Here is a 26909-nt window from a genome sequence, read left to right as displayed (position 1 = left end):
GGCTGTGACGTGAGCCCGGTCACCGGTGTGACCTCCATCTTTGCTGTCTCGAACGAAATAAGACACACTTGTGTTGTGAAAAAGACCGCCCCCGCTCCGCGTGCCTCGGAGGAGACCGACGCCGGTCCCGCCGCGGCCGGGCAGCAGGCCGACGGCCGCACCCGCCAGGGCGTGGCCAGGCTGCTGCTGGAGCAGGGGCCGGTCACGGCGGTCGCGATCGCCGAGGCGCTGGGACTGAGCCCCACCGCCGTCCGCAGGCACTTGGACGCGCTGGTTGCCGACGGAGAGGCGTACACCCGTGACGCCCCCCGCCTCGGCCACCGCGGCCGCGGACGGCCGGCCAAGCTCTTCCTGCTCACCGAGGCCGGTCGGTCGCGGTTCGGGCACGCCTACGACGACCTCGCGATCTCCGCGCTGCGCTTCCTCGCCGAAAGCGGGGGGGAGCAGGCGGTCCGCGCGTTCGCCGAGCGCCGGGTGGCCACTCTGGTCGACCGGCACCGCGACGCCGTGACCGCGCCGGGAGACCCCGCGGCGCGGGCCGAGGCACTGGCCTTGGCCCTGACCCGCGAGGGCTATGCCGCGTCGACGCGCAGCGTCGGCGCGGGGGAGCAGCTGTGCCAGCACCACTGTCCGGTGGCGCACGTCGCGGCGGAGTTCCCCCAGCTGTGCGAGGTCGAGACGGCGGCGTTCGCCGACCTGCTCGGCACCCACGTGCAGCGGTTGGCGACCATCGCCCGCGGCGACGCCGCGTGCACCACCCACGTCCCCCACGCGCCTGCCGACCAGGCCGCCGCCGGGGACGAGCCGCCTCCCGGCACCACCGCACCACCCGTTCCGGATGGAGGGAAGTCCCTATGACTGCCGCTGCCGAGCAGCGCACCACCACGCCCCAGCCGCTGACCCAGGAAGAGACTCTGGAGACCCTGGGCCGCTACGAGTACGGCTGGGCCGACTCCGACACCGCGGGCTCGACCGCCCAACGCGGGCTGTCCGAGGCCGTGGTTCGGGACATCTCGGCCAAGAAGAGCGAGCCCGAGTGGATGCTGGAGTCGCGCCTCAAGGCGCTGCGCCTCTTCGACCGCAAGCCGATGCCGAGTTGGGGCGCCGACCTGTCGGGCATCGACTTCGACAACATCAAGTACTTCGTGCGCTCCACGGAGAAGCAGGCCCAGTCCTGGGAGGACCTGCCCGAGGACATCAAGAACACCTACGACAAGCTGGGCATCCCCGAAGCCGAGAAGGCCCGTCTGGTCTCCGGTGTCGCCGCCCAGTACGAGTCCGAAGTGGTCTATCACAAGATCAATGAGGAGCTGGAGCGGCAGGGCGTCATCTTCCTCGACACCGACACCGCGCTCAAGGAGCACCCGGAGCTGTTCGAGGAGTACTACGGCTCGGTGATCCCGCACGGGGACAACAAGTTCTCCGCGCTCAACGGCGCGGTGTGGTCGGGCGGCTCGTTCATCTACGTGCCCAAGGGCGTCCACGTCGAGATCCCGCTGCAGGCCTACTTCCGGATCAACACCGAGAACATGGGCCAGTTCGAGCGCACCCTGATCATCGTCGACGAGGGCGCCTACGTGCACTACGTCGAGGGCTGCACCGCGCCGATCTACTCCTCGGACTCGCTGCACTCCGCGGTGGTCGAGATCGTGGTGAAGAAGGGCGGCCGCTGCCGCTACACGACCATCCAGAACTGGTCGAACAACGTCTACAACCTGGTCACCAAGCGCGCCAAGGCCGAAGAGGGCGCGACCATGGAGTGGATCGACGGCAACATCGGCTCCAAGGTCACCATGAAGTACCCGGCGGTGTTCCTGATGGGCGAGCACGCCAAGGGCGAGGTCCTCTCGATCGCCTTCGCTGGCGAGGGCCAGCACCAGGACGCGGGCGCGAAGATGGTCCACCTCGCGCCGCACACGTCCTCGACCATCATCTCCAAGTCGGTGGCCCGCGGCGGCGGCCGCACCTCCTACCGCGGCCTGGTCCAGGTCAACAAGCGGGCGCACCACTCGAAGTCCACGGTCAAGTGCGACGCGCTGCTGGTCGACACGATCAGCCGCTCGGACACCTACCCCTACGTCGACATCCGCGAGGACGACGTGTCGATGGGGCATGAGGCCACGGTGTCCAAGGTCAGCGACGACCAGCTGTTCTACCTGATGTCGCGCGGCCTCACCGAGGACGAGGCCATGGCCATGATCGTGCGCGGCTTTGTCGAGCCCATCGCGCGCGAGCTGCCCATGGAGTACGCCCTTGAGCTGAACCGCCTGATCGAACTGCAGATGGAAGGGGCCGTCGGCTAAATGACGACCGCTGTTGTTGTTCCCGAGGCCTCCCGCGCGGAGTGGTTCACCTCGTTCGACGTCGAGGCGTTCGAGCAGCCCACCGGGCGAGAGGAGATCTGGCGCTTCACGCCGATGAAGCGGCTCGCCGGTCTGCACACCGGCGCCGCCGCGACCGGGGCGGCGTCGGTCGAGGTCGACGCGCCCGCCGAGGTGACCGTCGAGACGGTGGACCGCGCCGACGCCCGGCTCGGCGCGGGCGGCGTGCCCGCCGACCGGGTCGCCGCGCAGGCGTACAGCTCGTTCACCGCCGCGACGGTGCTGACCGTGGGCAAAGAAGTCGTCGCGTCCGCGCCGGTCACCGTGACCGTCACCGGGCCCGGCGCGGGCAAGCTCGCCTACGGCCACCTGCAGATCCGCGCGGAGCGCTTCGCCGAGGCCGTCGTGGTCATCGACCACCGCGGCTCCGGTGTCTACGCCGACAACGTGGAGTTCGTCCTGGACGACAGCGCCAAGCTGACCGTCGTGTCCATTCAGGACTGGGCGGACGACGCGGTGCACGTCTCGGCGCACCACGCCAAGATCGGCCGCGACGCGCGCCTGCGGCACACCGTGGTCACCCTCGGCGGCGACGTCGTGCGGGTCTCGCCCACGGCGGCCTTCGCCGACAAGGGCGGCGAGGTCGACCTGTCCGGCCTGTACTTCGCCGACGCGGGCCAGCATTTCGAGCACCGCACGTTTGTCGACCACGCGGTCCCGAACTGCACTTCCAACGTGACCTACAAAGGCGCGTTGCAGGGCCAGGACGCGCACACGGTGTGGATCGGCGACGTGCTGATCCGGGCCGCGGCCGAGGGCACCCAGACCTACGAGCTCAACCGGAACCTCCTGCTCACCGACGGCGCCCGCGCCGACTCGGTGCCGAACCTGGAGATCGAGACCGGCGAGATCGCGGGCGCGGGCCACGCCAGCGCCACCGGCCGTTTTGACGACGAGCAGCTGTTCTACTTGCAGGCGCGGGGAATCCCGGAGGACCAGGCCCGCCGCCTGGTCGTGCGCGGCTTCTTCCACGAGCTGCTGATGAAGATCCAGGTTCCCGAGGTGCGCGAGCGCCTGGAGGCCGCGATCGAGGCCGAACTGGAAGCCGTCGGAGCATGATCCCCGTCTGCGCGCTGTCCGAACTGGACGACGGCAAGCCGCACGCCGTCGAGGTCGGCGGCGTCGCCGTCGTGCTGGTGCGCCAAGGCGACGAGGTGCACGCCCTGCGCGACGAGTGCTCGCACGCCGCGCTGGCGCTGTCCGAAGGGGAGTTGGCGCGCAAGGGGCTGGAATGCTGGCTGCACGGGTCGTGCTTCGACCTGCGCACCGGCGTTCCCTCCGCGCCGCCCGCGACCGAACCGGTCGATGTGTACCCGGTGTCCATTGTGGACGACCAGGTGCGCGTCGATGTCACCACCACACTCAACTGACTTTTAGGAAACAAGCGCAATGGCCACGTTGGAGATCAAGGACCTGCACGTCTCGGTGAGCACCGACGACGGCCCTAAGGAGATCCTCAAGGGCGTCGACCTCACCGTCAAGGCGGGCGAGACCCACGCGATCATGGGCCCGAACGGGTCCGGCAAGTCCACCCTGTCCTACGCCGTCGCCGGTCACCCCAAGTACGAGGTGACCTCCGGCTCGATCACCCTCGACGGCGAGGACGTGCTGGCGATGAGCGTGGACGAGCGCGCCCGCGCTGGCCTGTTCCTCGCCATGCAGTACCCGGTCGAGGTGCCCGGGGTGTCGACGTCCAACTTCCTGCGCACCGCGGCCACCGCGATCCGCGGCGAGGCCCCGAAGCTGCGCCAGTGGGTCAAGGAGGTCAAGGAGTCGATGAAGGAACTCGACATGGACCCCGCCTTCGCTGAGCGCAGCGTCAACGAGGGCTTCTCCGGCGGCGAGAAGAAGCGCCACGAGATCCTGCAGCTCGCCCTGCTCAACCCGAAGATCGCCATCCTGGACGAGACCGACTCCGGCCTCGACGTCGACGCGCTGCGCGTGGTGTCCGAGGGCGTCAACCGGTTCAAGGCATCCGGCGAGGCGGGCGTGCTGCTGATCACCCACTACACCCGCATCCTGCGCCACATCGCGCCGGACTTCGTGCACGTGTTCGCGGGCGGCCGCATTGTCGAGTCCGGCGGACCCGAGCTGGCCGACCAGCTTGAGGCCGAGGGCTATGTGAAATACGCGGGCATCCAGGAAGCCGCGAGCGCTTCCTGACGTTGCACCGAGCAGAGGCTTCCCCACTGAGACAGCGAGCACAGACAGGAGGTGCCGGTCAGGTGACCACCGCGACATCGCCGCTGGACGTCGACGCCGTGCGCGCCGACTTCGCCATCCTCGGCCGCACTGTCCGCGACGGCAAACGGCTGGTGTACCTGGATTCCGGCGCCACCTCGCAGCGGCCCCGGCAGGTCCTCGACGCCGAGCGCGCGTTCCTCGAACAGCACAACTCGGCCGTCCACCGCGGCGCGCACCAACTCGCCGAAGAGGCCACCGACGCCTACGAGGACGCCCGCGCCCGGATCGCGGCCTTCGTCGGCGCCGAGCCGGGGGAGCTGGTGTTCACCAAGAACGCCACCGAGGGCATCAACCTCGTCGCGTACGCCATGGGCAACGCGGCGACTTCCGGCCCGGAGGCGGCCCGGTTCGTGCTCGGTCCCGGCGACGAGATCGTGGTCACCGAGATGGAGCACCACGCGAACCTGGTGCCCTGGCAGCAGCTCGCGCAGCGCACCGGGGCGACCCTGCGCTGGTTCGGCGTCACCGACGAGGGCAGGCTAGATCTGTCCGATTTGGACTCGCTGGTGACCGAACGGACCAAGGTCGTCGCGTTCACCCACCAGTCCAATGTGCTCGGCACAGTCAATCCGGTCGACGTGCTGGTCGCGCGGGCCCGCGCGGTGGGCGCGCTGACCGTGCTCGACGCGTGCCAGTCGGTGCCGCACTCCGCGGTCGACTTCCCCGCGCTGGGGGTCGACTTCGCGGTGTTCTCCAGCCACAAGATGCTCGGCCCGTACGGGCTCGGCGTGCTCTACGGGCGCCGTGAGCTGCTGGAGACCATGCCGCCGTTCCTCACTGGCGGGTCGATGATCGAGATGGTCGAGATGGCCAAGTCGACCTTCGCGCCGCCGCCGCAGCGGTTCGAGGCGGGCACGCCGATGACCTCGCAGGCGGTCGCGCTGGCCGCTGCGGTCGACTACCTGTCCGTGCTCGGCATGGACCGGGTGGCCGAGCACGAGCACGAGTTGACCGTGGCCACCCTGCGCGGCCTCGCCGAGATCCCCGGCATCCGGGTCCTCGGTCCCACCTTGGACGCCGCAGGCGAGGTCGCCGGGCGCGGCGGCGCCGTGTCGTTCGTGGTCGAGGGCATCCACCCGCACGACGCGGGCCAGGTGCTCGACGACCAGGGCGTCGCGGTGCGCGTCGGGCACCACTGCGCGTGGCCGCTGCACCGGCGGCTCGGGGTGCCCGCGAGCGTGCGGGCGAGCTTCTACATCTACAACGACCTCGCCGACGTCGACGCGTTCCTCGCCGGGGTGCGGGCGACGCGGGCGTTCTTCGGGGTGGTGTGATGCAGCTCCAGCAGATGTACCAGGAGATCATCCTGGACCACTACAAGAACCCGCACGGCCGCGGCCTGCGCGACCCGTTCGACGCCGAGTCCTTCCAGGTCAACCCGACCTGCGGCGACGAAGTGACGCTGCGGGTGAAACTCGACGGCGCGACCGTGGCGGACGTGTCGTACGAGGGCCAGGGCTGCTCGATCAGCCAGGCGTCGACCTCGGTGCTGACCGACCTGGTGGTGGGCAAACCGGTCGCGGAGGCGTTCACGAAGCTGGACGCGTTCGTGGAGCTGATGCAGGGCCGGGGCAAGGTCGAGCCGGACGAGGACGTGCTGGAGGACGGCATCGCCTTCGCGGGCGTGGCCAAGTACCCGGCGCGCGTGAAGTGCGCCCTGCTGGGCTGGATGGCTTTCAAGGACGCGGTTGCCCGTGCCGAAGGAGTGACGACAACATGAGCGAGCTTGCGAGCGAATCATTGACACAGGGTGTTGGCGCGCGCAGCCCCCGAACTTGTGAGGTGGCCGCATGAGCGACAACGATGAGATCCAGCGCGGCGCGGCGGGCATGCCCGACCAGGCCCCCCGAGCCGACGTGGCCACGTTGGACGACGTGGAAGAGGCCATGCGCGACGTGGTCGACCCCGAACTGGGCATCAACGTGGTCGACCTGGGCTTGGTCTACGACATCCGAGTCGAGGACGACAACACGGCCACGATCGACATGACGCTGACATCGGCCGCCTGCCCGCTGACCGACGTGATCGAGGACCAGACCCGCACCGCCCTGACCGGCGGCGGCCTGGTGAACGACTTCCGCATCAACTGGGTCTGGATGCCCCCGTGGGGCCCGGAGAAAATCACCGACGACGGCCGTGAGCAGCTCCGCGCTCTCGGGTTCACCGTTTAACGGGGTTTCGCAGCGGCTCAATGCTCAGCCGTAAATCCGTGATACCGCGCACTGCCCGGTCGCGGTCCTGCCTAACCGCAGCCCCGACACACGGCGGTTCGCGGTCAGGCTGCGGTCCCGCACCGAGCCGCTGACCATTGGCAGTCCCGCGCTGATCAACCCCGAGGCCGCTTTCCCACGTTCCGCGTGGTGAAAGCGGCCTCGGTCTTTTCCAGCACGCTCCGCCACCGGTAGGCGCACCCCGCCCTCCCACCCACTCGTTCCTCACTTCCATCCTCCTTCTCCTTCTCCTTCTCGCTCTCCTTCTCGCTCTCGCTCTGTTTCCTTCCCATCGCTTCCTTCGCTCACTTCCCCCTGCCGTTCCCTGCTTCTGCGCTCACTCCCTCTGTCGCTGTCGCCTCCCTCTGTCCCTGCCTGCTGGTCCTTCCCTCTGCTCGGCTTGCCCCCTGTTCCATCGCGCCTTTCTGTCCCTGCCCGTCTTCCCCTGTGTACTGCCGCAGCACCTTCGCCCTGGTACCGAAATCAGCATTGCCCTACTTCCTATCAAGATAATTGATGGTAATCGGGGGTGGGAAAAAGAGAGGGGGGAGAGATCCTGGCTGGAGTGGCATCGCCCGCTTACCTTGGTGCCGCCAGTGTTCCGGTGGTTGATTTGAGTCCGTCCGCTGATCCTGCGCGTGGTCACAAAGGACGCAAAGGAAGCGTGGGGCCCAATCCCGAGGTGGGTCGCAAGGATGCCTTTGTCGGTGGCGGCGGTGATCGTCTTCTGTTCCCATGAGGTGGTGCCCCGACCCACTCGTGACCAGCTTGCCGCCGCCAAGGACCGGACCATCGCCGACGTGCTCGCGCCGGGCTTGGACGTCCTGTTCTGCGGGATCAACCCAGGGCTCTACTCCGGCGCCACCGGTCACCACTTCGCCCGGCCTGGCAACCGGTTCTGGCCCGCGCTGCACCTGTCCGGCTTCACCCCGCGCCAACTGCGGCCGGATGAGCAGGACCTGTTGCCCGCCTTCGGTTTGGGGGTCACCAACCTGGTCGCCCGGGCGACCGCGCGGGCGGACGAACTCGACGTCGGCGAGCTGACCGCGGGTGGCGAGCGGCTGCGGCGGGTCGTCGCCGAATATGGGCCGCGGGTGGTGGCGGTGGTCGGCGTCACCGCTTACCGCACGGCCTTCGCCGTTCCGAAGGCCGCGATTGGCCCCCAGCCCGAACTGATCGAGGGGGCCCGGGTGTGGGTCTTGCCCAATCCGAGCGGATTGAACGCGCATTACCAGTTGCCTGATTTGGCGGCCGAGTTCCGCGCGCTGCGGGAGTCCCTGCTCTGACGTTCGTGTGCCCGAATCCGGGCAGGAAAGTTGCGTCAAGGGCCCGTCTGCTGCCACTGTCGGCACCCGTGACCGAGTCACCGCCGCCGGACCTCGTCCGGCACGTCGTCGGGACCACCGGGCTGCCGCCCGCGGTCGCGGCGCGGGTTGTCGCGGACGTGATCGGCTATTTCGGGGAGACGGCTGAGACCTACGTCCGCCGCAGGCACGCTGAGCTGCGGCGCAAGCAGTACCGCAACGCGCAGATTTGGAGTGCGCTGACGGCCGAGCTCGCCGCCCGGCCGGTGGCCGCGCCCGAGCTGTCCGAGCGCCAGTTGCGCCGCATCGTCTATGGCTGAATCGCCACAATGATCGTTTCAAGGCAGGAGAATATATGTGCGGGATCGTCGGGTACGTGGGGGCCAAGGCGGCCACCCCGGTGCTGGTGGAGGGGTTGCACCGGCTGGAGTACCGGGGGTACGACTCGGCCGGTGTCGCGGTGGTGCGGCGGGGGCGGATCACGGTCACCAAGGCCGCGGGCCGGGTGCAGGAGCTGCGTGACCGGCTCGCCGAGTCGGCACCGAGCCCGGCGACGATCGGGATCGCGCACACCCGCTGGGCCACCCACGGGGAGCCGTCGGACCGCAACGCGCATCCCCACCTGGACGCTGACGGCCGGATCGCGGTGGTGCACAACGGGATCATCGAGAACGCCGAGCAGTTGCGCGCCCGGCTCACCGCCGAGGGCGTGACCCTGGTGTCCGAGACGGACACCGAGGCGCTAGCCCACCTGATCGCGGCCGAGATCGAGACCGGCTCGCTTGAGGACGCGGTCCGGTCCGCGCTGCGCCACGTCGAGGGGACCTACGGCCTGGTCGTGCTGGACCGCACCCGCCCCGACGAGCTGGTGGTGGCCCGCAACGGCAGCCCGATCGTCCTGGGCATCGGCGACGGCGAGATGTTCGTGGCCTCCGACGTCGCTGCCCTGGTGCACCACACGCAGCGGGTGGTGTTCCTCGATGACGGCGAACTGGCCACTGTCCGCGCCGGCGACTACCGGACGTCCACTTTGGAGGCTCGGCGCACCAGCAAGCAACCGACCACAGTGGACCTCGCCGCCGACGACTACGAGTTGGGCGGCCACCCCGACTTCATGCGCAAGGAGATGGCCGAGCAGCCGGAAGCCGTCGCCCGCGCCCTGCGTGGCCGCCTCGACGAGCGCTTCGCCACCGCTCACCTCGGCGGCCTCGGCTTGGACCCGATGGCCCTGCGCGCGATCCGCCGGGTCAAGTTCCTCGGCTGCGGCTCGGCCTACTACGCGGGCCAGATGGGCGCGACCCTGGTCGAGGAACTGGCCCGCATCCCCGCGGACGCCGAACCGGCCTCGGAGTTCCGCTACCGCAACCCGGTTGTCGACCCGGACGCCCTGTACGTCGCCATCAGCCAGTCGGGCGAGACCCTGGACACCTTGGCCGCGGTCCAGGAGTTGCGCCGCAAGGGCGGCCGCGTGATCGGCGCGGTCAACGTCGTCGGCAGCGCCATCGCCCGCGAGTGCGGCAGCGGCGTGTTCCTGCACGCGGGCCCGGAGGTCTCGGTCGCCTCGACCAAGGCCCTGACCAACATGACGGTCTCCTTCGCCATGCTCGGCCTGCTGCTCGGCCGGGTCCGCGACTTGTCGACGGCTTCCGGCCAACGGATCGTCTCCGGCCTCCGCGCCCTACCGGCCCAGATCGAGGAGATCCTGGCCGAGGACGGAAAGGTCCAAGAGGTCGCGAAGCGCTACGCCCACGCCCGCCACATGTTCTTCCTTGGCCGCGTCCGCGGCTGGCCGGTAGCCCGCGAAGGCGCCCAAAAACTCAAGGAAATCTCCTACGTCCACGCCGAGGCCTACCAGTCGGCAGAACTCAAGCACGGCCCCCTAGCCCTCATCGACCCCGACATGCCCAGCGTGGTCGTCGTCCCTCACGACGACTTGCTGGCCAAGAACATCGGCACCATGGAACAAATCCGAGCCCGAGGCGGCCCCGTCATCGCCGTCACCAACGCAGAAATCCCCGAGGGCCTAGCAGACGAGGTGATCCGAGTACCACGCGGCGAGCCAGAACTGGACCCCATCCTCCTAACCATCCCCCTGCAACTACTGGCCTACCACATAGCCGCAGAACTGGGCCGAGACATAGACAAGCCCCGCAACCTGGCCAAGAGCGTCACAGTCGAGTAGCCCCCAGAACCCCCAAGAGCCCCAGCCCCCAGTCACTCACTGACTCACTCACCCACCCACCCACCTGCCAGGCCGCACGGACCCTGCCAGGTGCTCGATGGGGTGGAGTGGTTTCTTCGGGGGAGAAGGAAGATCGCTAAGCTGGCTCCGCACGTGTGAGGCCGAAGGCATCCCACCCGTCTTTCACACGGCGATCTTCCTTCGTAGGGGCCCCGAAGAAACCACTCCACCCCATCGAGCAGACCCCACGAAACGCAGCCCACGGAACCCCATCGAGCCCACGACGAAACCCCGGAACCAACCGTCAGCCAGCAGCATGCAGAGCATGCCGAGGCGGCGCAGGAGGAGCCCCCGGCCGCCCACGCAGAATCTCGACCCGATCAGTCCCCGGCCGCCCAAGCACCCAGCTCGACCCGTGCACCGCCTTGGCCGCCTTCTTCAGCGGCGCCAGCAACCGGGAAGCCTCCCGGTACGAGGCCACCGACCGCACCCCGCACACCAGCGAGGCCAGCGACACGCTCACCGACATGCCCTCGGTCATCCACGGCCGGTCCACCAGCCGGGAAGCCAGCGCCGCGATTTCGTCCAGGTCCGCCACGATCAGGAAGTCGTCGCCGCCCACGTGGGCGACGCGCGTGCCGGGTAGTTCGCGTGCGGCGTCGCTCAGCGCGCGGCCGATGGAGCGGATCAGGTCGTCGCCCGCGGCGAAGCCGACCGTGTCGTTGACCGCCTTGAACGAGTCGACGTCCAGCCAGGCCACCACGAACATCTCCAGCCGCTCGATGCGGCGGTCGATTTCGCGGTCCACCGACTCGCTGCCCGGCAGCCGGGTCAGGGGGTTGAGGGCGGCGGCCTGTTCGATTTTGGCTTCTGCGACGCCGCGGACGACCTCGGTCAGGCGGACTACGCCGATGCACACGTCGTCGGCGTCGACGACGATGACGTCTTCGCCGGAGCGTTCCCAGTCGGCGTCGCTGACCATTTCCAGCAGTTGCAGGCCGGTCGCGTCGGCGTGGATGACGCGGGGGGTGTCGGCGTGCCGGGACGCGGGCTTCTTCGCGTTCAGCGCGTGCCCGTAGGGGCCGGTGACGGCGATCAGGAAGCGGCTGCGTTCGACGCTGAAGACCGGCCTGCCCTCGGAGTCGACCAGCACCACGCCGTTGACCTCGGGCTGCTCGGCGAAGGCGTCGCGGACCTCTTCCGCGGTGGCGTATTCGGGCATCGTCGTCGCGGGCCGCAGGAAGTCGGCGACCAGGGGCACCTGCGAGGGGACACCGCCGGTGTGGGTGTTGAGTTCGATGATCTCGGCGACCGGGCGGGGCAGCGGCAGCGAGATTCCGTTGCCCTCGCTGGCTCCGCAGAGCAGGTTGCCCTGCGCGAGGCGCACGCCCAGCCGGTTGAGGCACAGCAGTTGGTCTTCGGCTTCGACGCCGACGGCGGCCAGCCGGGTCCCGGTGCGGGTGCAGTACTGGGCGAGGGATTCGACCACGGCCAGGCTCGCGGTGTCGTCGGGCAGTCCGCTGATCAGGTGCGCGTCGATCTTGACCAGGTCGGGGCGGACGTCGACCAGCAGCGACAGCGGCAGGTCGCCGTCGCCGACGGAGTCGAACGCCAGGCGGTAGCCCTCGTGCCGCAGCCGGGCCAGCCCGTTGACCAGTTCCGCGCGGTGGACCCGGCTGAACGGCGGGGTGATCTCCAGGACGATGTCCCTGGGCTGCCGGTCGGTCTGCGCCAAGACGGGGCGGAGGAACCGGGTCAGGTCGTCGGGGGTGGTCGCGGTGGCGGCGACCAGGTTGAGGTGCAGCGGCAGCTCGCCCTCCCCGGCGGCGAGGACCGCGCGGCAGGCCAGCGAGATGTCGGTCTCGATAAGCTTGCCCGCTTTGCCCGCTGCCCTGAGCAGGTCGTAGATCCCACCGGATTTGGGTCGGGCCAGCGCCTCGACGGCCACTGGCTCGCCCGTTCGAGTGCTGAGCAACGGCTGGAACGCGAAGTCGACGTCCGGCACCACGGTCACACCGATATCGTGCATGGTATTGGCGATAATGGAAGCCGTTGTCACCATCTGTTCATCTAGCTGTGTGGCGGATAACGGCGCTCCGCTGACCTGCGGCAATCTGGTCGGCAACTATCGAGATAGGGCCAGCTTCGCGCGAATTTCCCACGGGGAGTTCCGGAAGATCGCGGCCATGGCGGCGACCGTACCGCGGACGTCTTCCCGCCCGCTGAGATAGGCCCGCTGGAGATCGTCGGGCAGGGCGAAGAACGCGTCGAAGAACGCGGGCATCCGGTTGGGCGGCAGCGCCAGCAGCGCGCGCAGCCCACGCTGCCGCAGCGCGTGCACGGCCCGCGCGGCGGGCGTCCAGACCGCGGCCCGACCCGCCGCCGCGGCCGCCCGCGCCCCCCGGGTCGCCACGATCGCCTCGGCCACCTTCGGCGCGGTCGCCAGCGCGTCCCCCACGCTGTAGCCGGTCGCCGGATGGACCATCCCCGCCGCCGCCCCAAACGGCACCGCCCCCCGATGCCACGGCGGCGTAGGCGCGATGTCCAACGGAAACCGCACCCGCTCCACCCCCAGCGGCCGCACCGCCGCGCCCAGCCGAGCCTCCAGCCGCGCCCGAAGTTCCGCGAACCCCACCCCCGGCCGACGGGCCAACGAGGTCTCCTCCACCAGCACCCGGTCGCCAGGGAGCGGAACCGCGTAGAGAAACGTCGGCGGCGCACTCCAGTCCATGAACACCACCTCACCCGGCGCGACCACCCCACTCACCACGTCGGCGGGCAACACCATCCCGTAAGCGGTCTGCTCCACCCGTTGCCCCCGCAGGGGACCCCCCGACACCACCCGCCGCGCCCCGCTCGCGTCCACGACCACCCGGCAAGCCACCCGCCCACCCGAACCCAACGCGACCGTGGCCCCACGCCCCCCGAACTCAGCCCCTACCACCCGGTCCTTCCTGACCCGAACACCCCCCTGAGCAAACGCACTCACCACCGACGCGTTGTCCAACACCGCGTACCCCCGCCCCAGCGCCCGCCCACCCGCCCACACAACCGACGCCCGAACCACCCGAGCCCCCGAGGGAAGGTCACCGCACTGGTCGTCCCACACCCCATAGGTAGCAGGCCACACCCCACACGGATCAGGATCGACGAGCAACACCTCACCCCCCAGCCGAGCACAAGCGTCGGCCACCGCCCACCCCGCGGGCCCACCCCCCACCACCACGACATCCACCTCCCGATCCCACCACGCAAACCCCTCCACCACCGCAAGCGGCCCACCCCGCCTGTATCGAGAACCTGCCCTCCTACCAACCGCCTCTTGCCAACCGCCCGACTGCCAACCGCACCTAACGCTGCCAGGTGCTCGATGGGGTGGAGTGGTTTCTTCGGGGGAGAAGGAAGATCGCTAAGCTGGCTGCGCGCGTGTGAGGCCGTAGGCTTCCTACCCGTCTTTCACACGGCGATCTTCCTTCGTAGGGGCCCCGAAGAAACCACTCCACCCCATCGAGCAGACCCCGCAACCCAGCCAGGGAACCACTCCACCCCATCGAGCCAACCAACACAGCCAGCCCCGCACGTACCGAGGATGAGACCGCCCTAGGCTCAGCCACATGGTCGACCACTTGCGACAGCGCGAGTCCCGCCGCGACCGCGGCGCTGGCAGCGCCGACCTCGCCGCCAGCCCCTTCCGCGTCGATCGGGACCGGATCGTCGCCTCTCCGTTCTTCGCGCGGCTAGGCGGTGTCACCCAGGTGGTCAGCCCCAGCGGGTCCGGCTTGCTGCACAACCGGCTCACGCACAGCCTCAAGGTCGCCCAGGTCGGCCGCGCCATCGCCGAGCGCCTGGTGTCCGATCCGGACTTGGCGCCGCTGCTGGAGGATCTCGGCGGCTGCGATCCCGATGTGGTCGAGGCCGCGGCCATCGCGCACGACCTGGGGCATCCGCCGTTCGGCCATCTCGGCGAGCAGGTGCTCGACCGGCTCGCCCGGCACCGGTTCGGGCTGCCGGACGGGTTCGAGGGCAACGCGCAGAGCTTCCGGATCGTCACGACCACCGACACCCGGGGCCCGCTCGCGGCGGGCCTCGATCTCACCGCAGCCGTGCGGGCCGCGATGCTCAAGTACCCGTGGACCCGCCTGTCGCACCCCGCCCCGCACCCGCGCGACCTGCCCGACCCGCCGCGCGGCGCCGCCGAGCCCCGGGACGCGCCGGGCACCGGGTCGAGCAAGTTCTCCGCCTACGTGACCGAGTTGGACGACCTCGCCCAGGCCCGGGTGCCGTTCGCGGGCCGGATCGAGCAGTGGCAGCAGACCGTCGAGGCGTCGGTGATGGACAACGCCGACGACATCGCCTACGCCATCCACGACTTGGAGGACTTCCACCGCATCGGCGTCCTGCAGCACGCCCCGGTGTCGGCGGAGCTGGGCCAGTGGGAGGCGGAGCGGGCCGAGTTCGCCGCGCTCGACACCGCTGAGCTGTCCGCGCGCCAGCGCAAGCCCGGCCAGTCCCTGGAGACCCTGCGCAGGCGCCTGCACACCCGCGACTCCTGGATGGTCGACGACGACGCGTTCGCCGCCGCGGTCTCCCGGGTCCGCGCCGAGCTGGTGGACGACCTGCTCGCCGCCCCCTTCGACGGCTCGGTCGCCGCTGAACAGGCGTTCGGCCGGTTCTCCTCGGGCTGGACCGCCCGGCTGGTCGCGGGCATGCACGTCGTGGCGAACCCGTCGACCCGTTCCGGACACGTGCTGCTGGGCAGGCAGCAGTGGCATGAGGTGCAGGTGCTCAAGTTCGTGCACCGCCGGTTCGTGCTGCTGCGCCCGGACCTCGCGCTGCACCAGCGCGGCCAGGCCCGCCTGCTCACCAAGCTGGTGGAGGCGCTGGAGCAGTGGCTGGGCGACCGCTACGAGGCCGACCGCCTGCCCCGCCGCCTGCATGACCTGGTGGAGCTGGCCCGCGCCGAGTACACGGACCTGGCCGAGCACCAGCCCGAGACCCTGGTCGGCGCGACCGGGGAGGCGACGCGGGGACCGGCCGCGGTGTCGTCGCTGGCCAAGGGCCGCGCGGTCATCGACTTCGTCGCGTCGCTGACCGACGGCCAGGCCGCTTCCCTGCTGGAGGCCCTGTCCGGCCGAACCGGACAGTTCTGGTCGGACGCGTTCGTGCTGTGATGGCTGACTCGGAGCGGCGGAGGCTTGGGAAGGTGTCAGGGGAGTGGGCTAGTGGCCGGACGGTGAGAGTGGTGGGTCGGTGAGCAAGGCCAGGGCGGTCGCGGGCGGCGGGCGGGCGGTCGAGGTCCCGGCCGAGCGGCTGTCCGGGTGGTTCGACCGGTTCGCCGAGCGGCACGGCGGCATCACGCGGACGGCGCTGGGGCCGGGCGAGGTCGTCATCGAGGCGGCGGACGGGGCCACGGCCACCGCGGCGGTCCCGTTCCCGCCGCTGGCGGAAGCGGCGGGGGAGCCGGTCGCGGCGTTGGTCCGGCACTTGGCGCTGCCGCGCCGGGTGGGGCTGCTGCTGGTGCGGCTCGGCGGGCACAGCGTCGGCGTCGCCGAGGCGGGCCGGGTCGTGGTCTCGCGGACCGACCGCACGCTCGTCCACGGCCGCAGCGCGGCGGGCGGCTGGTCGCAGAAACGGTTCGCCCGGCGTCGGGAGGGGCAGGCGCGGCACGCGCTGGAGGCGGCCGCCCAGGATGCCGTCGAGGTGCTCGGGACGCGGGTGTCCGAGTTGGATGCCGTGGTGCTCGGCGGCGACCACAAGGCGCTGGAGACGTTGCGCGCCGACCGGCGGCTGGCTCCGGTGTTCGCCTTGGCCCAGCCCCGAGTCCTGGCCGTGCCCGACCCCCGCCGCTCGGTGCTGGACGACGCCGCCACCCGGGCGTTCTCCGTCGAGATCGTGGTCCGCGACCCCAAATGACTTAGGCCACGCACAGCGCGGACACAGGTTCAGGGCGCATCGTGTACCCATGAGTGACAACCCCAGGCCCGACGACGGGCCGCAGCCGACGCAGCCCCTTGGCTCGCCGAGCCCCGACGACACCCCCGCCGGGACCGCCGACCCCCAGTCCACGACGCGAGCCGAATCCCCGTCCGCCCCGGCGGCCGGATCTTCCGCTCAGGACGCCGCTTCCCCGGCCCAGAGCGGTCCGCCGGTCCCGCCGCAGGCGCCGCCCGCCCAGCCCGCTCGGTCAAAGCGCACCGTGAGCCTGCTGGTCGCCGCACTGGTCGGCGCGGGTCTCCTCGTCGCGGGCGGCGTGGCGGGGTACTTCATCGGGGACGCGGGCGACCGCCGTCCCGGCCATTCCCGCTTTGAGCACTTCCGCGGCGACCTGCCCGACGGCGTGCGCCCGGACTTCCGGCCCGGCGACCCCCGCCCGCCGTTCGGTCGCGGCCCGTGGGGGGAGCCCTCGCCCGCCCCGTCGACCACGACGACCCCCGCGCCCACGACCACGCCGAGCCCCACGGCCTAGCCATCGGGGACATCGGGCCACGCGCCCGCGCTCAAGGCGCGGCCGGGGACGTCAGCCCAGGGTGCCGGTGGCCAGGAGGCCGCCGTCGACCCGCACGGTCTCGCCCGAGATCCAGGCCGCCTGGTCCGAGGCCAGGAACGCCACCAGCCGGGCCACGTCCTCCGGCTCGCCGAGGCGCTTGAGCGGGTAGACGTCCGCCGCGTCGGTCTCGCGGTCGGTGTAGAGGGCTTCGGCGAAGCGCGTCTTCACGACCGCGGGCGCGACGGCGTTCACCCGGATGCGCGGGCCGAGCTGCCACGCGAGTTCCTCGGTGAGCCGGATCAGCGCCGCCTTGCTCGCCCCGTACGCCGCGATCACCCCGGAGGACCGCAGACCGGCCACCGAGGCGACGTTGATCACCGCGCCGCCGTGCTCGGCCATCCAGGCCCGGTACGCCAGTTGCACGAACCCGAGCGCGGCCACCACGTTCGTGTCGAAGATCTTGCGGACCGCGGTCAGGTCGGCGTCCATCAGCGGGCCGTACACCGGGTTGATCCCGGTGTTGTTGACCAGCACGTCCAGCCCGCCGAACTCGGCGACGGTCCGCTCTACGACGGCCGCGCGGTCTTCGTCGCGCCCGGTGTTGCCCGCGACGGACAGCACGCGCGCGCCCGGCACCGCCGCGCGAATGTCGTCCGCGGCGGTGTCGAGGGCTTCCTGCTTGCGCGCGGAGATGGCGACCGCGGCCCCGCCTCGGGCGAGTTCGGTGGCGATGGCCAGGCCGATTCCCCGGCTGGCCCCGGTGACGAGCGCGGTCTTCCCGGTGAAAGTCATGCCGGGACTCTAGCTAAGCGAGCGCTTAGTATCGAACGGGGGCAAAACCGGTGGCGGCCCCTGCGTAGACTGGGCCTCGTGCTCCTCATCGACTGATGCGCAGGCGGGCTCGCGAGCCACTGCTCGTGAGCGCATCACCCCTGCCCACGACCACGCTAGCGACGGAGCCTTCACTTGATCACCGCCACTGATCTCGAACTGCGCGCGGGTTCGCGCATCCTGCTGTCCGACGCGACCCTGCGCGTCCAGGCGGGCGACCGCATCGGCCTGGTCGGCCGCAACGGCGCCGGGAAGACCACCACGCTGCGCGTCCTCGCTGGCGAGGGCGAGCCCTACAGCGGCGACCTGCGCCGCTCGGGCGAGCTGGGCTACCTGCCGCAGGACCCGCGCGAGGGCGACCTGTCGGTCACCGCGAAAGACCGGGTGCTCTCCGCGCGCGGGCTGGACGAGCTGCTGCGCGAGATGGAGAAGGCGCAGACGGCCATGGCCGAGCACGCCGACGAGAAGGTCCGCGACGCCGCCGTGCGCAAGTACGGCCGCCTGGAGGAGCGCTTCTCCTCGCTCGGCGGGTACGCCGCCGAGAGCGAGGCGGCCCGCATCTGCTCCAACCTCGGCCTCGCCGACCGAATCCTGGCGCAGCCGCTGCGCACCCTGTCCGGCGGACAGCGCCGCCGGGTCGAGCTGGCCCGCATCCTGTTCGCCGCGTCCGAGGCGGGCGCTGGCGGCGGCGCGGGCACGATCCTGCTGCTGGACGAGCCGACCAACCACCTCGACGCCGACTCGATCACCTGGCTGCGCGGCTTCCTCAAGGGCCACAGCGGTGGGCTGATCGTCATCAGCCACGACGTGGAGCTGCTCGCCGACGTGGTGAACAAGGTCTGGTTCCTCGACGCCATGCGCGGCGAGGTCGACATCTACAACATGGGCTGGCAGCGCTACCTCGACGCGCGCGCCGCCGACGAGAAGCGCCGCAGGCGCGAGCGGGCCAACGCGGAGAAGAAGGCGTCGGTCCTGATGGACCAGGCCAACAAGATGCGCGCCAAGGCCACGAAGGCCGTCGCGGCGCAGAACATGATCAAGCGCGCGGAGAAGTTGGTGTCCGGCCTCGATGAGGTCCGCCAGGCCGACCGGGTGGCCAAGATCCGCTTCCCGGAGCCCGCGCCCTGCGGCAAGACCCCGCTGATGGCCGAGGGGCTGAGCAAGTCCTACGGCTCGCTGGAGATCTTCTCCGGTGTCGACCTGGCCATCGACAAGGGCTCCCGGGTCGTCATCCTCGGTCTCAACGGCGCGGGCAAGACCACCCTGCTGCGCCTGCTCGGCGGCATGGAGAAGCCCGATTCCGGCGGCATCGTCCCGGGCCACGGCCTGCGGCTGGGGTACTACGCGCAGGAGCACGAGACGCTGGACCACTCCGCGAGCGTGTGGACCAACATCCGGCACGCCGCCCCGGACACCCAGGAACAGCAGTTGCGGTCGCTGCTGGGCACGTTCCTGTTTACCGGTGAGCAGTTGGACCAGCCCGCGGGCACGCTCTCCGGCGGCGAGAAGACCCGTCTGGCGCTTGCCGGGCTGGTTTCCAGCGCGGCCAACGTGCTGCTCTTGGACGAGCCGACGAACAACCTCGACCCGGCCAGCCGCGAGCAGGTCCTCGACGCGCTGCGCCGCTACACCGGCGCCGTCGTCTTGGTTACACACGACCCCGGTGCGGTGGAAGCACTGGAACCCGAGCGGGTGATCCTTCTCCCAGACGGCACCGAGGACCACTGGTCAGCGGAGTACCTCGAACTCGTGCAGCTCGCCTGAAATTGGCCGTTTTGCTGGGATCTTGTATTCCGTCATCACGCAGAGTCCCGACTTGGGGCCGTGGACGTGAACGAAGGATCTCTCACTTTTTTCGCCATCTCGTCTGGCATTCCGCGCCACCGTGTTCGATCATTGCGGCGGTAGGGGGCATCCGTGGCCCCCACCACTCGCGACGGAAGGCGGACAACGTGGCTGACCTCAAGAAAGGCGCGCGGATCACCGGTGCCACGCGCGACAAGCTTGCCACCGACCTGAAGAAGAAGTACGAGAAGGGAGCCAGCATCCGAGCGCTCGCGGAAAGCACGGGCCGCTCCTACGGATTCGTGCACAGAGTGCTCTCGGAGTCCGGTGTGACCCTGCGCGGACGCGGCGGTGCGACGCGCACGAAGAAGAAGTAGCCGCCAGCCCGACTGCACCGGTTCAGAGTGGACATCACGTCGGTCGCGACGCCTCCGCCGCGCTGTCCACACCGGAATCGAACGCCGAAACAGGTTCTCCGGTCTGCTCCCGCGCGGCAGGCGTGAACGCGATCATCGCGCCGAGCAGCGCCACCGGGTAGACCAGATATCCCCATCGGGTGGCTGGTGCCAACGCGATCGCGGCGCCAAGTCCCGTCGCGACGCGCAGCATGGCGTCCGCCGGTGTCCGAGGTGGACGCAGGGTGACCCACGCGGCCACGGCGCAGGCCGCCAGTCCCAACAGGACTAGAGCGGCGGTGTGGCCCACGGGGCCGATGCTCGCCACCAGGTGCCCCGGCAATGGGCTCGACGCGGGGGAACTCGCCCGGCCGAGCCCGACCGGGAACTTGACGACGTGCTCGACGAACGCGGCCGGATCGGCGGCCAGGACCGGCAGCACGATCGCCACGCCCACCGCGCCCAGCGCGCAGATGAACGCGGCGAACGCGCGGCTGCCCCGGCTCGCCAGCACGCCGACGGCCAGCACGGCCGCGGCGGGCAGGGCGGTCAGCTTCATGGTCACCAGCACCGCGCACAGCGCGCCGCTCCAGGCTGGACCGGCGCGGTAGGCGAGCACGCCCGCCAGGACGATCAGCGCGATCACCGCGACGTCGTCTCCCGCGACGGTGAGGGTGAGCGCGGTGAGTGGGCTCACCACGGCCAGATGCGCGGCGCGCACCGGCACCGGCGGCCTGCCCAGCAGGCGCCAGGCCGTCGCGATCGCCGCCACGCTGACCAGCAGGAACATCACCCGTGAGTCGGTGAGCGGGTGGTCGCCGAACCATGCCCGGGGGAAGCCGAACAAGGTCATGGCGGGCCCGTATGGGGTGTAGTCGTCGGGGTGCGGCGCGCGGCCGAGGGTGTCGAGGTCGAGGTAGGGCGTTCCCTCGGCGAACAGCGCGCGCGCGGACCGCTCGATCACCCACACCTCGGGCTGCGCCGGGAACGACCACGGCCACGGCCCCCACACGAATGACGGCGCCCGCCGGAACACCAGGAACAGCATCGGCGCGACCGTGCCCGCCGCCCACGCCACCCACACGGGTGTCCACCGCGACCCTCGGCCGGTCAACCAGATCCGGACGGTGAGCGCGAACGCGGCCAGGTAAGCCGGGGCGGCGAAGTTGCCCCACACCCGGTAGCCGTAGAACTCGGAGGCGAAGGCGGTCACCAGGGCGGCGACGGCGGCCACCGCGTAGAGCGCCACGTCGAGCCGCAGTGTCCACCCACGCCGCATCCCCGGCCCGCCCTCCCCGTCGCCCGGTCCGCAGGCTACCCAGCCCGCCGCGCGCCCCTCGTGCGCGGGGCACCGGCGGTGCGCGGCCTCTCGTCGGGGAAGTTGTCAGACCCCTGTGGTGTTCTAGTGGGGTCACAGTAATTTCGGAGCGAGGGGAACGACGTGGAAAGCCCGCGCAGACTCATGGCAGGCGCGATGAAGGCCGCCGACATGCCCAAGGGGCTGCGCAAGGGCACCGTGCGCCGGGTGTTCCAATTCAGCGCCCGGCACCGGCCGCGGCTGGTGGTGTTCCTGCTGCTCACGGTCGTCTCGGCGGTGCTCGCGGTCACCTCGCCGCTGTTGGCGGGCCAGGTGGTCGACGCGATCGTCAACCGCGAGGGCGTGTCGGTCGTCGTGTGGCTCGCGGTCGGCATCGCCGGTCTGGCCATCGTGGGCGCGGGCCTGGGCGTGGCCGAGCGCTGGCAGTCGGCGCGGATCGGCGAGGGCCTGATCTACGACCTGCGGCGGGCGGTGTTCGAGCACGTGCAGCGGATGCCGGTCGCCTTCTTCACCCGCACCAGGACCGGCGCGCTGGTCAGCCGACTTAATAACGATGTTATCGGGGCGCAGCGCACCTTTACCTCGACTCTCTCGGGGCTAGTCACCAACGTGATCCAGTTGGTGCTCTCGCTCGCGGTGATGATGACGCTGTCCTGGCAGGTCACCCTGCTCGCGCTGGTCTTGTTACCGGTCTTCGTCCTGCCCGCGCGCCGCATGGGCCGCCGGATGGCCGACCTCCAGCGCGAGGCGGCGGGACTGGCCTCGGCCATGACCACGCAGATGACCGAGCGGTTCTCCGCGCCCGGCGCGACCCTGGTGAAGCTGTTCGGTCGACCTCAAGTAGAGGTTGAGGAGTTCGGCGCCCGCGCGGGCCGAGTGCGCGACATCGGCGTGCGCACGGCGATGGCCACCCGCTGGTTCATGACCAGCCTGCAACTGGTGTCCGCGCTGGCCCAGGCCCTGGTCTACGGCCTCGGCGGCTACCTGGCGCTGACCGGCGAGCTGGCGCCCGGCACGGTCGTGGCGCTGGCCCTGCTGCTCACCCGCCTCTACACCCCGCTGACCGCGCTGGCCAACGTCCGGGTCGACGTGATGACCGCCCTGGTGTCGTTCGAGCGGATCTTCGAGGTCCTCGACCTCCCGCCGATGATCGCCGAGAAGCCGGACGCGCGGGAGACGCCGCCCGGCCCGGTGTCGGTCGAGTTCGACGGCGTCCGCTTCGGCTACCCGGCAGCGGACAAGGTGTCGCTGGCGTCGCTGGAGGAGGTCGCGGTGCTGGACCAGCGCGGCGGCCAAGAGGTGCTGCACGGGGTGTCGTTCCGCGCCGAGCCCGGCCAGATGGTGGCCCTGGTCGGCCCGTCCGGGGCGGGCAAGTCGACCATCGCCGCACTGGTGCCCCGGCTCTACGACGTTGACGCCGGTGCGGTCCGGCTGTCCGGAGTGGACGTGCGGGACCTGTCGTTCGCCGCGCTCCGGTCGACAGTCGGCGTCGTCACCCAGGACGGCCACCTGTTCCACGACACCATCCGCGCGAACCTCGCCTACGCCCGCCCGGACGCCACCGACGCCGAGATTCACGAGGCGCTGCGCCGCGCTCGGCTCGCCGCGCTGGTCGAGTCCCTGCCCGACGGGCTGGACACGGTGGTGGGGGAGCGCGGCTACCGGCTCTCCGGCGGCGAACGGCAGCGGCTGACCATCGCCCGGCTCTTGCTCGCCCAGCCCCGGGTCGTGATCCTGGACGAGGCCACCGCCCACTTGGACTCCGAGTCGGAGGTGGCGGTCCAGGAAGCCCTGGCCCACGCCTTATCCGGCCGCACGGCGCTGGTGATCGCGCACCGGCTGTCCACCATCCGAGCCGCCGACCTGATCCTGGTTGTGGAGGGCGGCCGGGTGGTCGAGCGCGGCACCCACGACGAGCTGTTGGCCACGAGCGGTCGCTACGCGGATCTGTATCGGACCCAGTTCGCCCACGAGGAGGCCGCGGCCTGACCGGTCGCGGTGCGGGTCGGCATCCGGTGTTCGGGCAGTCGGCGGTGGTGATTGCCCGGCGGGGTTGATCACCATCGGTGGTGCTGGCTTGACCCCGGTTGGGATGGGCGAGCGCGGTCCCCATGGCTGGCCGCCTGCAGAAAGCGGTCGCTGACTCTGTCGGACCCAGGTCGTCATGAGGACGTCGCGCCTGAGTGGCGTCGGCGCCGGGCGGTGGCCAGCAGGTCCTAGTGCATGTGTCGGACGGAGAGAGCGCGCCGGGCTTCGGCCTTCGGGTCGCAGGCCTGATTCTGGTCGTGCTGGTGGGGAGGGGTGGTGGAGCGAGTCAGCGCCGTGCGGTCGCGTCGAACGCGGATAGGGCGGCGCGGACGGTGAGCAGGTCTTCCTGCCGGGTGAAGTCGAGCCCGCTCAAGGTGGCGATCTTGCGCAGCCGGTAGTCCACGGTGTTGGGGTGCACCAGCAGGCGGGTGGCCGTCTGCCTGCGGTTGAGGCCGGTGGTGAGGAACGTGCGCAGGGTGAGCAGCAGCTCGGGCTTCGTGGCCGCCGGGGCGAGCAGCGCGGCGAGCTGGTCGCGCGCGGGGCTGGGCCGGGTGAGCTGGTACTCCAGCAGCAGGTCGGACAGCCGGTAGACGCCTGGCGGCTTGTCGAACACGTCCGCGACCTCGCGCAGCTCACCGGCCAGCCGCGCGGCGGCGGCCACGTCCTGCGGCTCGGTGGGCGCCACCGCCGCGACGATGTCGGCCCCGGCCGCCCTGGCCAGCCGCGCCACGAGCGCGTCGAGCCAGTTCCAGTCCTCGGCGGACAGCTTGGCTGGCGGCACGTGGTAGGGGACGAGGGCGAGCCCGCCGTCGATCGACAGCGCGGTCAGCGCCGGTTCCCGGGTGAGCCGGTTCAGCTCGGACCGCAGCCTGCGCAGCTTCCGCCGGGCGGCCACCGACCGGTCGACGTCGGGATGGCCCTCGTCGGGGTGCGGGCCGACCGTCATCCCGAGCACGAGGTAGCACGCGGGCAGCTTGATCCCGGCCCACTCGGCGACCTCGTCCGCGGGCTGCCCGTCGAGCAGCGCCGAGAGCAGTGACTGCCGGGCGTCGTGCTCCTCACCGAACGACGACCGGCGCTCTTCGAGATAACCCGCCGCCACCACGCCGCCGACCAGGGCGAGGTAGTCGAGCAGGAGCCGATGCGCGGCGAAGACCGAGACCAGGTCCTCCGGTCCCGCCGCGGGCTCCATGATGTCGAGGCAGCACTGCGCTCCGGCGTAGTAGGCCGCGATCACCGCCTCGATCGGCAGCCCCTCCTCGGCGCGCTTGGCCGCCGACTCACGGATCTCAGCCAACTCGCCCGGCCCGGGCACCCGCCGGTCGCGCAGCACCTCGCTGAACCGGCGGATGGTCTGCTCCACGATTGTCCGCACGTCCCCGTCCAGTTCCTCCGCGGGGAGCCTGTCGTAGACCGGGACCTGGTCGACCAGGCGGTCGATGACCGCGGTCGCGAGGGCGGGCAGCGCGACCGTCAGCCGTTCGTGCAGCGAAGTTCCACCGAAGGTGATCGCGTTGGCGTTGGGCGCTGTCACAACGGCCCTCCATGATGTTTGGGGGAACTTCCAGCTCACCGTCCTGGCTGTGCCCCGCACCATATGACGACCGGGTTACCGATTGGTAGCCCCAACAATCGTGGAGGCTCACATGCGGGTACGAGGACCGATCGCCGTGGTGGCTGCCGCGGCGACCGCCGTCGGGCTGATGCTGCCCTGGGGCCCCGGCGCCCAGGCCGAGGACCCCCTGAACTACGTCGCCCTCGGCGACTCGGCCGCGGCGGGCCCGCTGATCCCGAACCAGACCTCCCTCGCCTGCTTGCGCTCCGACCGGAACTACCCCACGGTGGTCGCCAAGGCCCTCGGCGCGACCCTCACCGACGTCTCCTGCTCCGGCGCGGAACTCACCGACTTCAGCGCCAGGCAGTCTCCCGCCGTCGCCCCCCAGTACGACGCGCTCACTGCGGACACGGACCTGGTGACCCTCACCATCGGCGGCAATGACGTCGACCTGGTCACCCGCGCGCTGACCTGCCTGAACCTCCTGCCCGAACCCATCGGCTTCTCCTGCGCCGACCGCTTCACCGCGGGCGGCAAGGACGCCATCGCCGCCGCGATCACCGCGTGGACCCCCAAGCTCAGCGCGGCCTTGGACGAGATCCACACCCGCGCCCCCAAAGCGGACGTGGTCGTCGTCGGCTACGGCACCTACATCAGGAACAACGGCTGCTACCCCACCCAACCGATCTGGGCCCGCGACGCCAACTACATCCAGGGCTCGATCAACAAACTGAACGCCACCCTCCGCGCCCAAGCCGAAGCCCACGGCGACACCTTCGTAGACATCGCCCGCGTCTCCATGGGCCACGACACCTGCGCCGCCCCCGCTGACCGCTATCTGGAGGGCATCCTCCCCACCAGCCCCGCCGCTCCCTTGCACCCCAACGCCACCGGCATGGCCGCCTTCGGCACAGCCGTAGCAGCGGCCATCACCGCGAACAGCCCCAAGCCCTGACAGTCTTCTCCCGCCTTGTCCCGAAGCCCCACCTTCGGGACAAGGCGACCCCACAAGGTCCACTTCCCGCACGACCCCACCCCAAGCCCCCAAGCCCGGCCCCCTCCCGTGCCCCAACCGCCCCCTGGCTCGCCAAGCGCCTGCCCCGCCAAGTGCTCGCGGTGACCGCGCCGCCGGTACTGGTGGTAGTGGCAAGGGTGACGTGATGAAGGAGCACACCCGAGCATCTGCCAGCCCGAACGAAGACCCGCCAGGTGCTCGATGAGTGGAGCAGCAACAAGCCACCCTGCTGCCAACCGCCGCCCACCCTCTGCCAGGTGCCAGAGGGTGGGACAAGGAGCAAACCCGCCCTTCCGTCAACCAGCACCTCAAGCTGTCGAACGCTCGGTGGGAGCGGAACGGCACACCGCTCCCTGCCAGGCAGACCAACGCTCGCCCAGTGTTCGATGGGCAAGACCGGGCAGCGAACCTGCCCTTCACGAAGCCGCACCCGACGCTGCCAGGTGCTCGATGGGGTGGAGTGGTTTCTTTGGGGGTGAAGGAAGATCCCTAAACTTGCCGTGGTCGTGGGGCCGAAGGCTCCCCACCCGTCTTTCCCACGACGGGATCTTCCTTCGTAGGGGCCCTTGGTCTCAACTGGTCGGTGCGACGCTGTGGGATGATCTTGGGGATTGATCGGGGTGTCGCCTGGTGGCGTTGATGGTGCCGTTGTCTTCGGACGAGCGGGAGACGATTTCGCGGGAGCTGGCCGTTGGTCGCTCTCACCGGAAGATCGGGTTGTTGTTGGGCAGGCATCATTCGGTGATCTCTCGGGAGGTCGCCCGCAACGGCGGCAACCAGAGATACCGGGCGACCGCGGCGGGGAAGCGCGCGAAGGCGATGCGGGCTCGGCCGAAGGACCGGAAACTGGAGCGGCCGGGCCGGGTCCGCGACTACGTGGTGGAGAAACTGGGGTTGCGGTGGTCCCCGGGTCAGATCGCGACCCGGTTGCGGGCCGATCACCCGGATGATGGGGAGATGCGTATCTCGCACGAGACGATCTATCAGACTCTGTTCGTCCAGGGCCGGGGTGAGTTGCGGGCCCTGCTGTACCGGGCGTTGCGGTCGGGGCGGGCGAGGCGGGTCTCACCTGCGAAGAGGGTTCCGGCGCATGATCGGATCGCGGGGATGGTCTCGATCAGCGAGCGCCCGAAGGAGGCCGAGGATCGGGCGGTGCCCGGGTTCTGGGAGGGCG

Annotated in this window: 24 protein-coding genes; 19 read left to right on the top strand and 5 right to left on the bottom strand. The window is 70.5% G+C overall.

Annotated features, from left to right (window positions below):
• Window positions 1–75: 75 nt before the first annotated feature.
• From ACZ6SD_RS17815 to glmS, 11 genes are all read left to right on the top strand, one after another.
• The gene (locus ACZ6SD_RS17815) at window positions 76–858 is read left to right on the top strand and encodes a helix-turn-helix transcriptional regulator (RefSeq protein ID WP_465318028.1); all 783 of its coding nucleotides are present in this window, start codon (window positions 76–78) and stop codon (window positions 856–858) included.
• Complete coding sequence (sufB, locus tag ACZ6SD_RS17810; protein ID WP_465318027.1) at window positions 855–2303, top strand: Fe-S cluster assembly protein SufB; 1449 nt, start codon at window positions 855–857, stop codon at window positions 2301–2303. The genes ACZ6SD_RS17815 and sufB overlap by 4 nt, the downstream gene beginning before the upstream one ends.
• Window positions 2304–3440: a Fe-S cluster assembly protein SufD gene (gene sufD, locus ACZ6SD_RS17805; protein ID WP_465318026.1), complete on the top strand. Its 1137-nt coding sequence runs from the start codon at window positions 2304–2306 to the stop codon at window positions 3438–3440. It begins immediately after the preceding gene.
• Window positions 3437–3751 carry a Rieske 2Fe-2S domain-containing protein gene (locus ACZ6SD_RS17800; protein ID WP_465318025.1) on the top strand — a complete coding sequence of 105 codons (315 nt, stop codon included), beginning with the start codon at window positions 3437–3439 and terminating at the stop codon, window positions 3749–3751. Before sufD ends, ACZ6SD_RS17800 begins: the two co-directional genes overlap by 4 nt.
• A 19-nt stretch (window positions 3752–3770) precedes the next feature.
• Complete coding sequence (gene sufC / locus ACZ6SD_RS17795) at window positions 3771–4544, top strand: Fe-S cluster assembly ATPase SufC (protein WP_465318024.1); 774 nt, start codon at window positions 3771–3773, stop codon at window positions 4542–4544.
• A gap of 62 nt (window positions 4545–4606) precedes the next feature.
• Window positions 4607–5899 (top strand): cysteine desulfurase, encoded by a 1293-nt coding sequence (locus tag ACZ6SD_RS17790; protein ID WP_465318023.1) that lies wholly within the window; start codon window positions 4607–4609, stop codon window positions 5897–5899.
• Window positions 5899–6345 (top strand): Fe-S cluster assembly sulfur transfer protein SufU, encoded by a 447-nt coding sequence (gene sufU / locus ACZ6SD_RS17785; RefSeq protein WP_465318022.1) that lies wholly within the window; start codon window positions 5899–5901, stop codon window positions 6343–6345. The genes ACZ6SD_RS17790 and sufU overlap by 1 nt, the downstream gene beginning before the upstream one ends.
• Window positions 6346–6454: 109 nt before the next feature.
• Window positions 6455–6796, top strand: coding sequence for a metal-sulfur cluster assembly factor (locus ACZ6SD_RS17780; RefSeq protein WP_465318104.1), 342 nt, complete (start codon window positions 6455–6457; stop codon window positions 6794–6796).
• A 779-nt stretch (window positions 6797–7575) separates the two neighbouring features.
• Window positions 7576–8121 (top strand): G/U mismatch-specific DNA glycosylase, encoded by a 546-nt coding sequence (gene mug, locus ACZ6SD_RS17775; RefSeq protein ID WP_465318103.1) that lies wholly within the window; start codon window positions 7576–7578, stop codon window positions 8119–8121.
• 68 nt (window positions 8122–8189) lie between these two features.
• Window positions 8190–8459 carry a hypothetical protein gene (locus ACZ6SD_RS17770; protein ID WP_465318021.1) on the top strand — a complete coding sequence of 90 codons (270 nt, stop codon included), beginning with the start codon at window positions 8190–8192 and terminating at the stop codon, window positions 8457–8459.
• A gap of 35 nt (window positions 8460–8494) precedes the next feature.
• A complete protein-coding gene (gene glmS, locus ACZ6SD_RS17765; protein ID WP_465318020.1) occupies window positions 8495–10321 on the top strand; it encodes a glutamine--fructose-6-phosphate transaminase (isomerizing) in 1827 nt (608 codons plus the stop codon).
• Window positions 10322–10625: 304 nt separating this feature from the next.
• On the opposite strand, the gene ACZ6SD_RS17760 is transcribed toward glmS, so the two are convergent.
• Both ACZ6SD_RS17760 and ACZ6SD_RS17755 read right to left on the bottom strand, forming a co-directional pair.
• Window positions 10626–12350, bottom strand: coding sequence for a bifunctional diguanylate cyclase/phosphodiesterase (locus tag ACZ6SD_RS17760; protein WP_465318019.1), 1725 nt, complete (start codon window positions 12348–12350; stop codon window positions 10626–10628).
• Between the two features lie 96 nt (window positions 12351–12446).
• Complete coding sequence (locus tag ACZ6SD_RS17755) at window positions 12447–13541, bottom strand: lycopene cyclase family protein (protein ID WP_465318102.1); 1095 nt, start codon at window positions 13539–13541, stop codon at window positions 12447–12449.
• A 394-nt stretch (window positions 13542–13935) separates the two neighbouring features.
• On the opposite strand from ACZ6SD_RS17755, the gene ACZ6SD_RS17750 reads away from it, so the two are divergent.
• From ACZ6SD_RS17750 to ACZ6SD_RS17740, 3 genes are all read left to right on the top strand, one after another.
• Window positions 13936–15492 carry a deoxyguanosinetriphosphate triphosphohydrolase family protein gene (locus ACZ6SD_RS17750; protein WP_465318018.1) on the top strand — a complete coding sequence of 519 codons (1557 nt, stop codon included), beginning with the start codon at window positions 13936–13938 and terminating at the stop codon, window positions 15490–15492.
• A gap of 79 nt (window positions 15493–15571) precedes the next feature.
• Window positions 15572–16234 carry an acVLRF1 family peptidyl-tRNA hydrolase gene (locus ACZ6SD_RS17745; RefSeq protein ID WP_465318017.1) on the top strand — a complete coding sequence of 221 codons (663 nt, stop codon included), beginning with the start codon at window positions 15572–15574 and terminating at the stop codon, window positions 16232–16234.
• Between the two features lie 49 nt (window positions 16235–16283).
• Window positions 16284–16787, top strand: a complete 504-nt coding sequence (locus tag ACZ6SD_RS17740; RefSeq protein WP_465318016.1) for a hypothetical protein — start codon at window positions 16284–16286, stop codon at window positions 16785–16787.
• Window positions 16788–16838: 51 nt separating this feature from the next.
• Here ACZ6SD_RS17740 and ACZ6SD_RS17735 read toward each other — a convergent pair whose 3' ends face one another.
• Window positions 16839–17600, bottom strand: a complete 762-nt coding sequence (locus tag ACZ6SD_RS17735) for an SDR family oxidoreductase (protein WP_465318015.1) — start codon at window positions 17598–17600, stop codon at window positions 16839–16841.
• Window positions 17601–17774: 174 nt separating this feature from the next.
• Between ACZ6SD_RS17735 and ACZ6SD_RS17730 the strand changes: the two genes are divergently transcribed.
• Together ACZ6SD_RS17730 and ACZ6SD_RS17725 are read left to right on the top strand one after the other, a co-directional pair.
• The gene (locus tag ACZ6SD_RS17730) at window positions 17775–19403 is read left to right on the top strand and encodes an ABC-F family ATP-binding cassette domain-containing protein (RefSeq protein WP_465318014.1); all 1629 of its coding nucleotides are present in this window, start codon (window positions 17775–17777) and stop codon (window positions 19401–19403) included.
• 188 nt (window positions 19404–19591) lie between these two features.
• Complete coding sequence (locus ACZ6SD_RS17725) at window positions 19592–19801, top strand: helix-turn-helix domain-containing protein (RefSeq protein WP_026425090.1); 210 nt, start codon at window positions 19592–19594, stop codon at window positions 19799–19801.
• 34 nt (window positions 19802–19835) lie between these two features.
• On the opposite strand, the gene ACZ6SD_RS17720 is transcribed toward ACZ6SD_RS17725, so the two are convergent.
• On the bottom strand, window positions 19836–21098 hold the full coding sequence (locus ACZ6SD_RS17720) for a glycosyltransferase family 87 protein (RefSeq protein WP_465318013.1): 1263 nt from the start codon (window positions 21096–21098) through the stop codon (window positions 19836–19838).
• A gap of 183 nt (window positions 21099–21281) precedes the next feature.
• Between ACZ6SD_RS17720 and ACZ6SD_RS17715 the strand changes: the two genes are divergently transcribed.
• Window positions 21282–23126 (top strand): ABC transporter ATP-binding protein, encoded by a 1845-nt coding sequence (locus ACZ6SD_RS17715; protein WP_465318101.1) that lies wholly within the window; start codon window positions 21282–21284, stop codon window positions 23124–23126.
• 325 nt (window positions 23127–23451) lie between these two features.
• Here ACZ6SD_RS17715 and ACZ6SD_RS17710 read toward each other — a convergent pair whose 3' ends face one another.
• Complete coding sequence (locus ACZ6SD_RS17710; protein WP_465318012.1) at window positions 23452–24699, bottom strand: PucR family transcriptional regulator; 1248 nt, start codon at window positions 24697–24699, stop codon at window positions 23452–23454.
• 112 nt (window positions 24700–24811) lie between these two features.
• On the opposite strand from ACZ6SD_RS17710, the gene ACZ6SD_RS17705 reads away from it, so the two are divergent.
• Window positions 24812–25675 carry an SGNH/GDSL hydrolase family protein gene (locus ACZ6SD_RS17705; RefSeq protein ID WP_465318011.1) on the top strand — a complete coding sequence of 288 codons (864 nt, stop codon included), beginning with the start codon at window positions 24812–24814 and terminating at the stop codon, window positions 25673–25675.
• 699 nt (window positions 25676–26374) lie between these two features.
• Window positions 26375–26909, top strand: a 535-nt coding sequence (locus ACZ6SD_RS17700) for an IS30 family transposase (protein ID WP_465318100.1), incomplete at its 3' end; no start/stop codon positions are given.

The organism is Actinokineospora sp. NPDC051303 (assembly GCF_055586285.1).
Note: the sequence above shows the minus strand (reverse complement) of the source record. Positions and strands in the feature narration are given on the sequence as shown.

What these genes read in the sequence shown, in the direction of transcription:
- ACZ6SD_RS17740 (WP_465318016.1), top strand. Translation starts at nt 16,284, where the DNA reads ATGAGTGACAACCCCAGGCCCGACGACGGGCCGCAGCCGACGCAGCCC.
- sufB (WP_465318027.1), top strand. Translation starts at nt 855, where the DNA reads ATGACTGCCGCTGCCGAGCAGCGCACCACCACGCCCCAGCCGCTGACC.
- ACZ6SD_RS17800 (WP_465318025.1), top strand. Translation starts at nt 3,437, where the DNA reads ATGATCCCCGTCTGCGCGCTGTCCGAACTGGACGACGGCAAGCCGCAC.
- ACZ6SD_RS17750 (WP_465318018.1), top strand. Translation starts at nt 13,936, where the DNA reads ATGGTCGACCACTTGCGACAGCGCGAGTCCCGCCGCGACCGCGGCGCT.
- sufD (WP_465318026.1), top strand. Translation starts at nt 2,304, where the DNA reads ATGACGACCGCTGTTGTTGTTCCCGAGGCCTCCCGCGCGGAGTGGTTC.
- sufC (WP_465318024.1), top strand. Translation starts at nt 3,771, where the DNA reads ATGGCCACGTTGGAGATCAAGGACCTGCACGTCTCGGTGAGCACCGAC.
- ACZ6SD_RS17735 (WP_465318015.1), bottom strand. Translation starts at nt 17,600, where the DNA reads ATGACTTTCACCGGGAAGACCGCGCTCGTCACCGGGGCCAGCCGGGGA.
- glmS (WP_465318020.1), top strand. Translation starts at nt 8,495, where the DNA reads ATGTGCGGGATCGTCGGGTACGTGGGGGCCAAGGCGGCCACCCCGGTG.
- ACZ6SD_RS17760 (WP_465318019.1), bottom strand. Translation starts at nt 12,350, where the DNA reads ATGCACGATATCGGTGTGACCGTGGTGCCGGACGTCGACTTCGCGTTC.
- sufU (WP_465318022.1), top strand. Translation starts at nt 5,899, where the DNA reads ATGCAGCTCCAGCAGATGTACCAGGAGATCATCCTGGACCACTACAAG.
- ACZ6SD_RS17720 (WP_465318013.1), bottom strand. Translation starts at nt 21,098, where the DNA reads ATGCGGCGTGGGTGGACACTGCGGCTCGACGTGGCGCTCTACGCGGTG.
- ACZ6SD_RS17705 (WP_465318011.1), top strand. Translation starts at nt 24,812, where the DNA reads ATGCGGGTACGAGGACCGATCGCCGTGGTGGCTGCCGCGGCGACCGCC.
- ACZ6SD_RS17715 (WP_465318101.1), top strand. Translation starts at nt 21,282, where the DNA reads ATGGCAGGCGCGATGAAGGCCGCCGACATGCCCAAGGGGCTGCGCAAG.
- ACZ6SD_RS17780 (WP_465318104.1), top strand. Translation starts at nt 6,455, where the DNA reads ATGCCCGACCAGGCCCCCCGAGCCGACGTGGCCACGTTGGACGACGTG.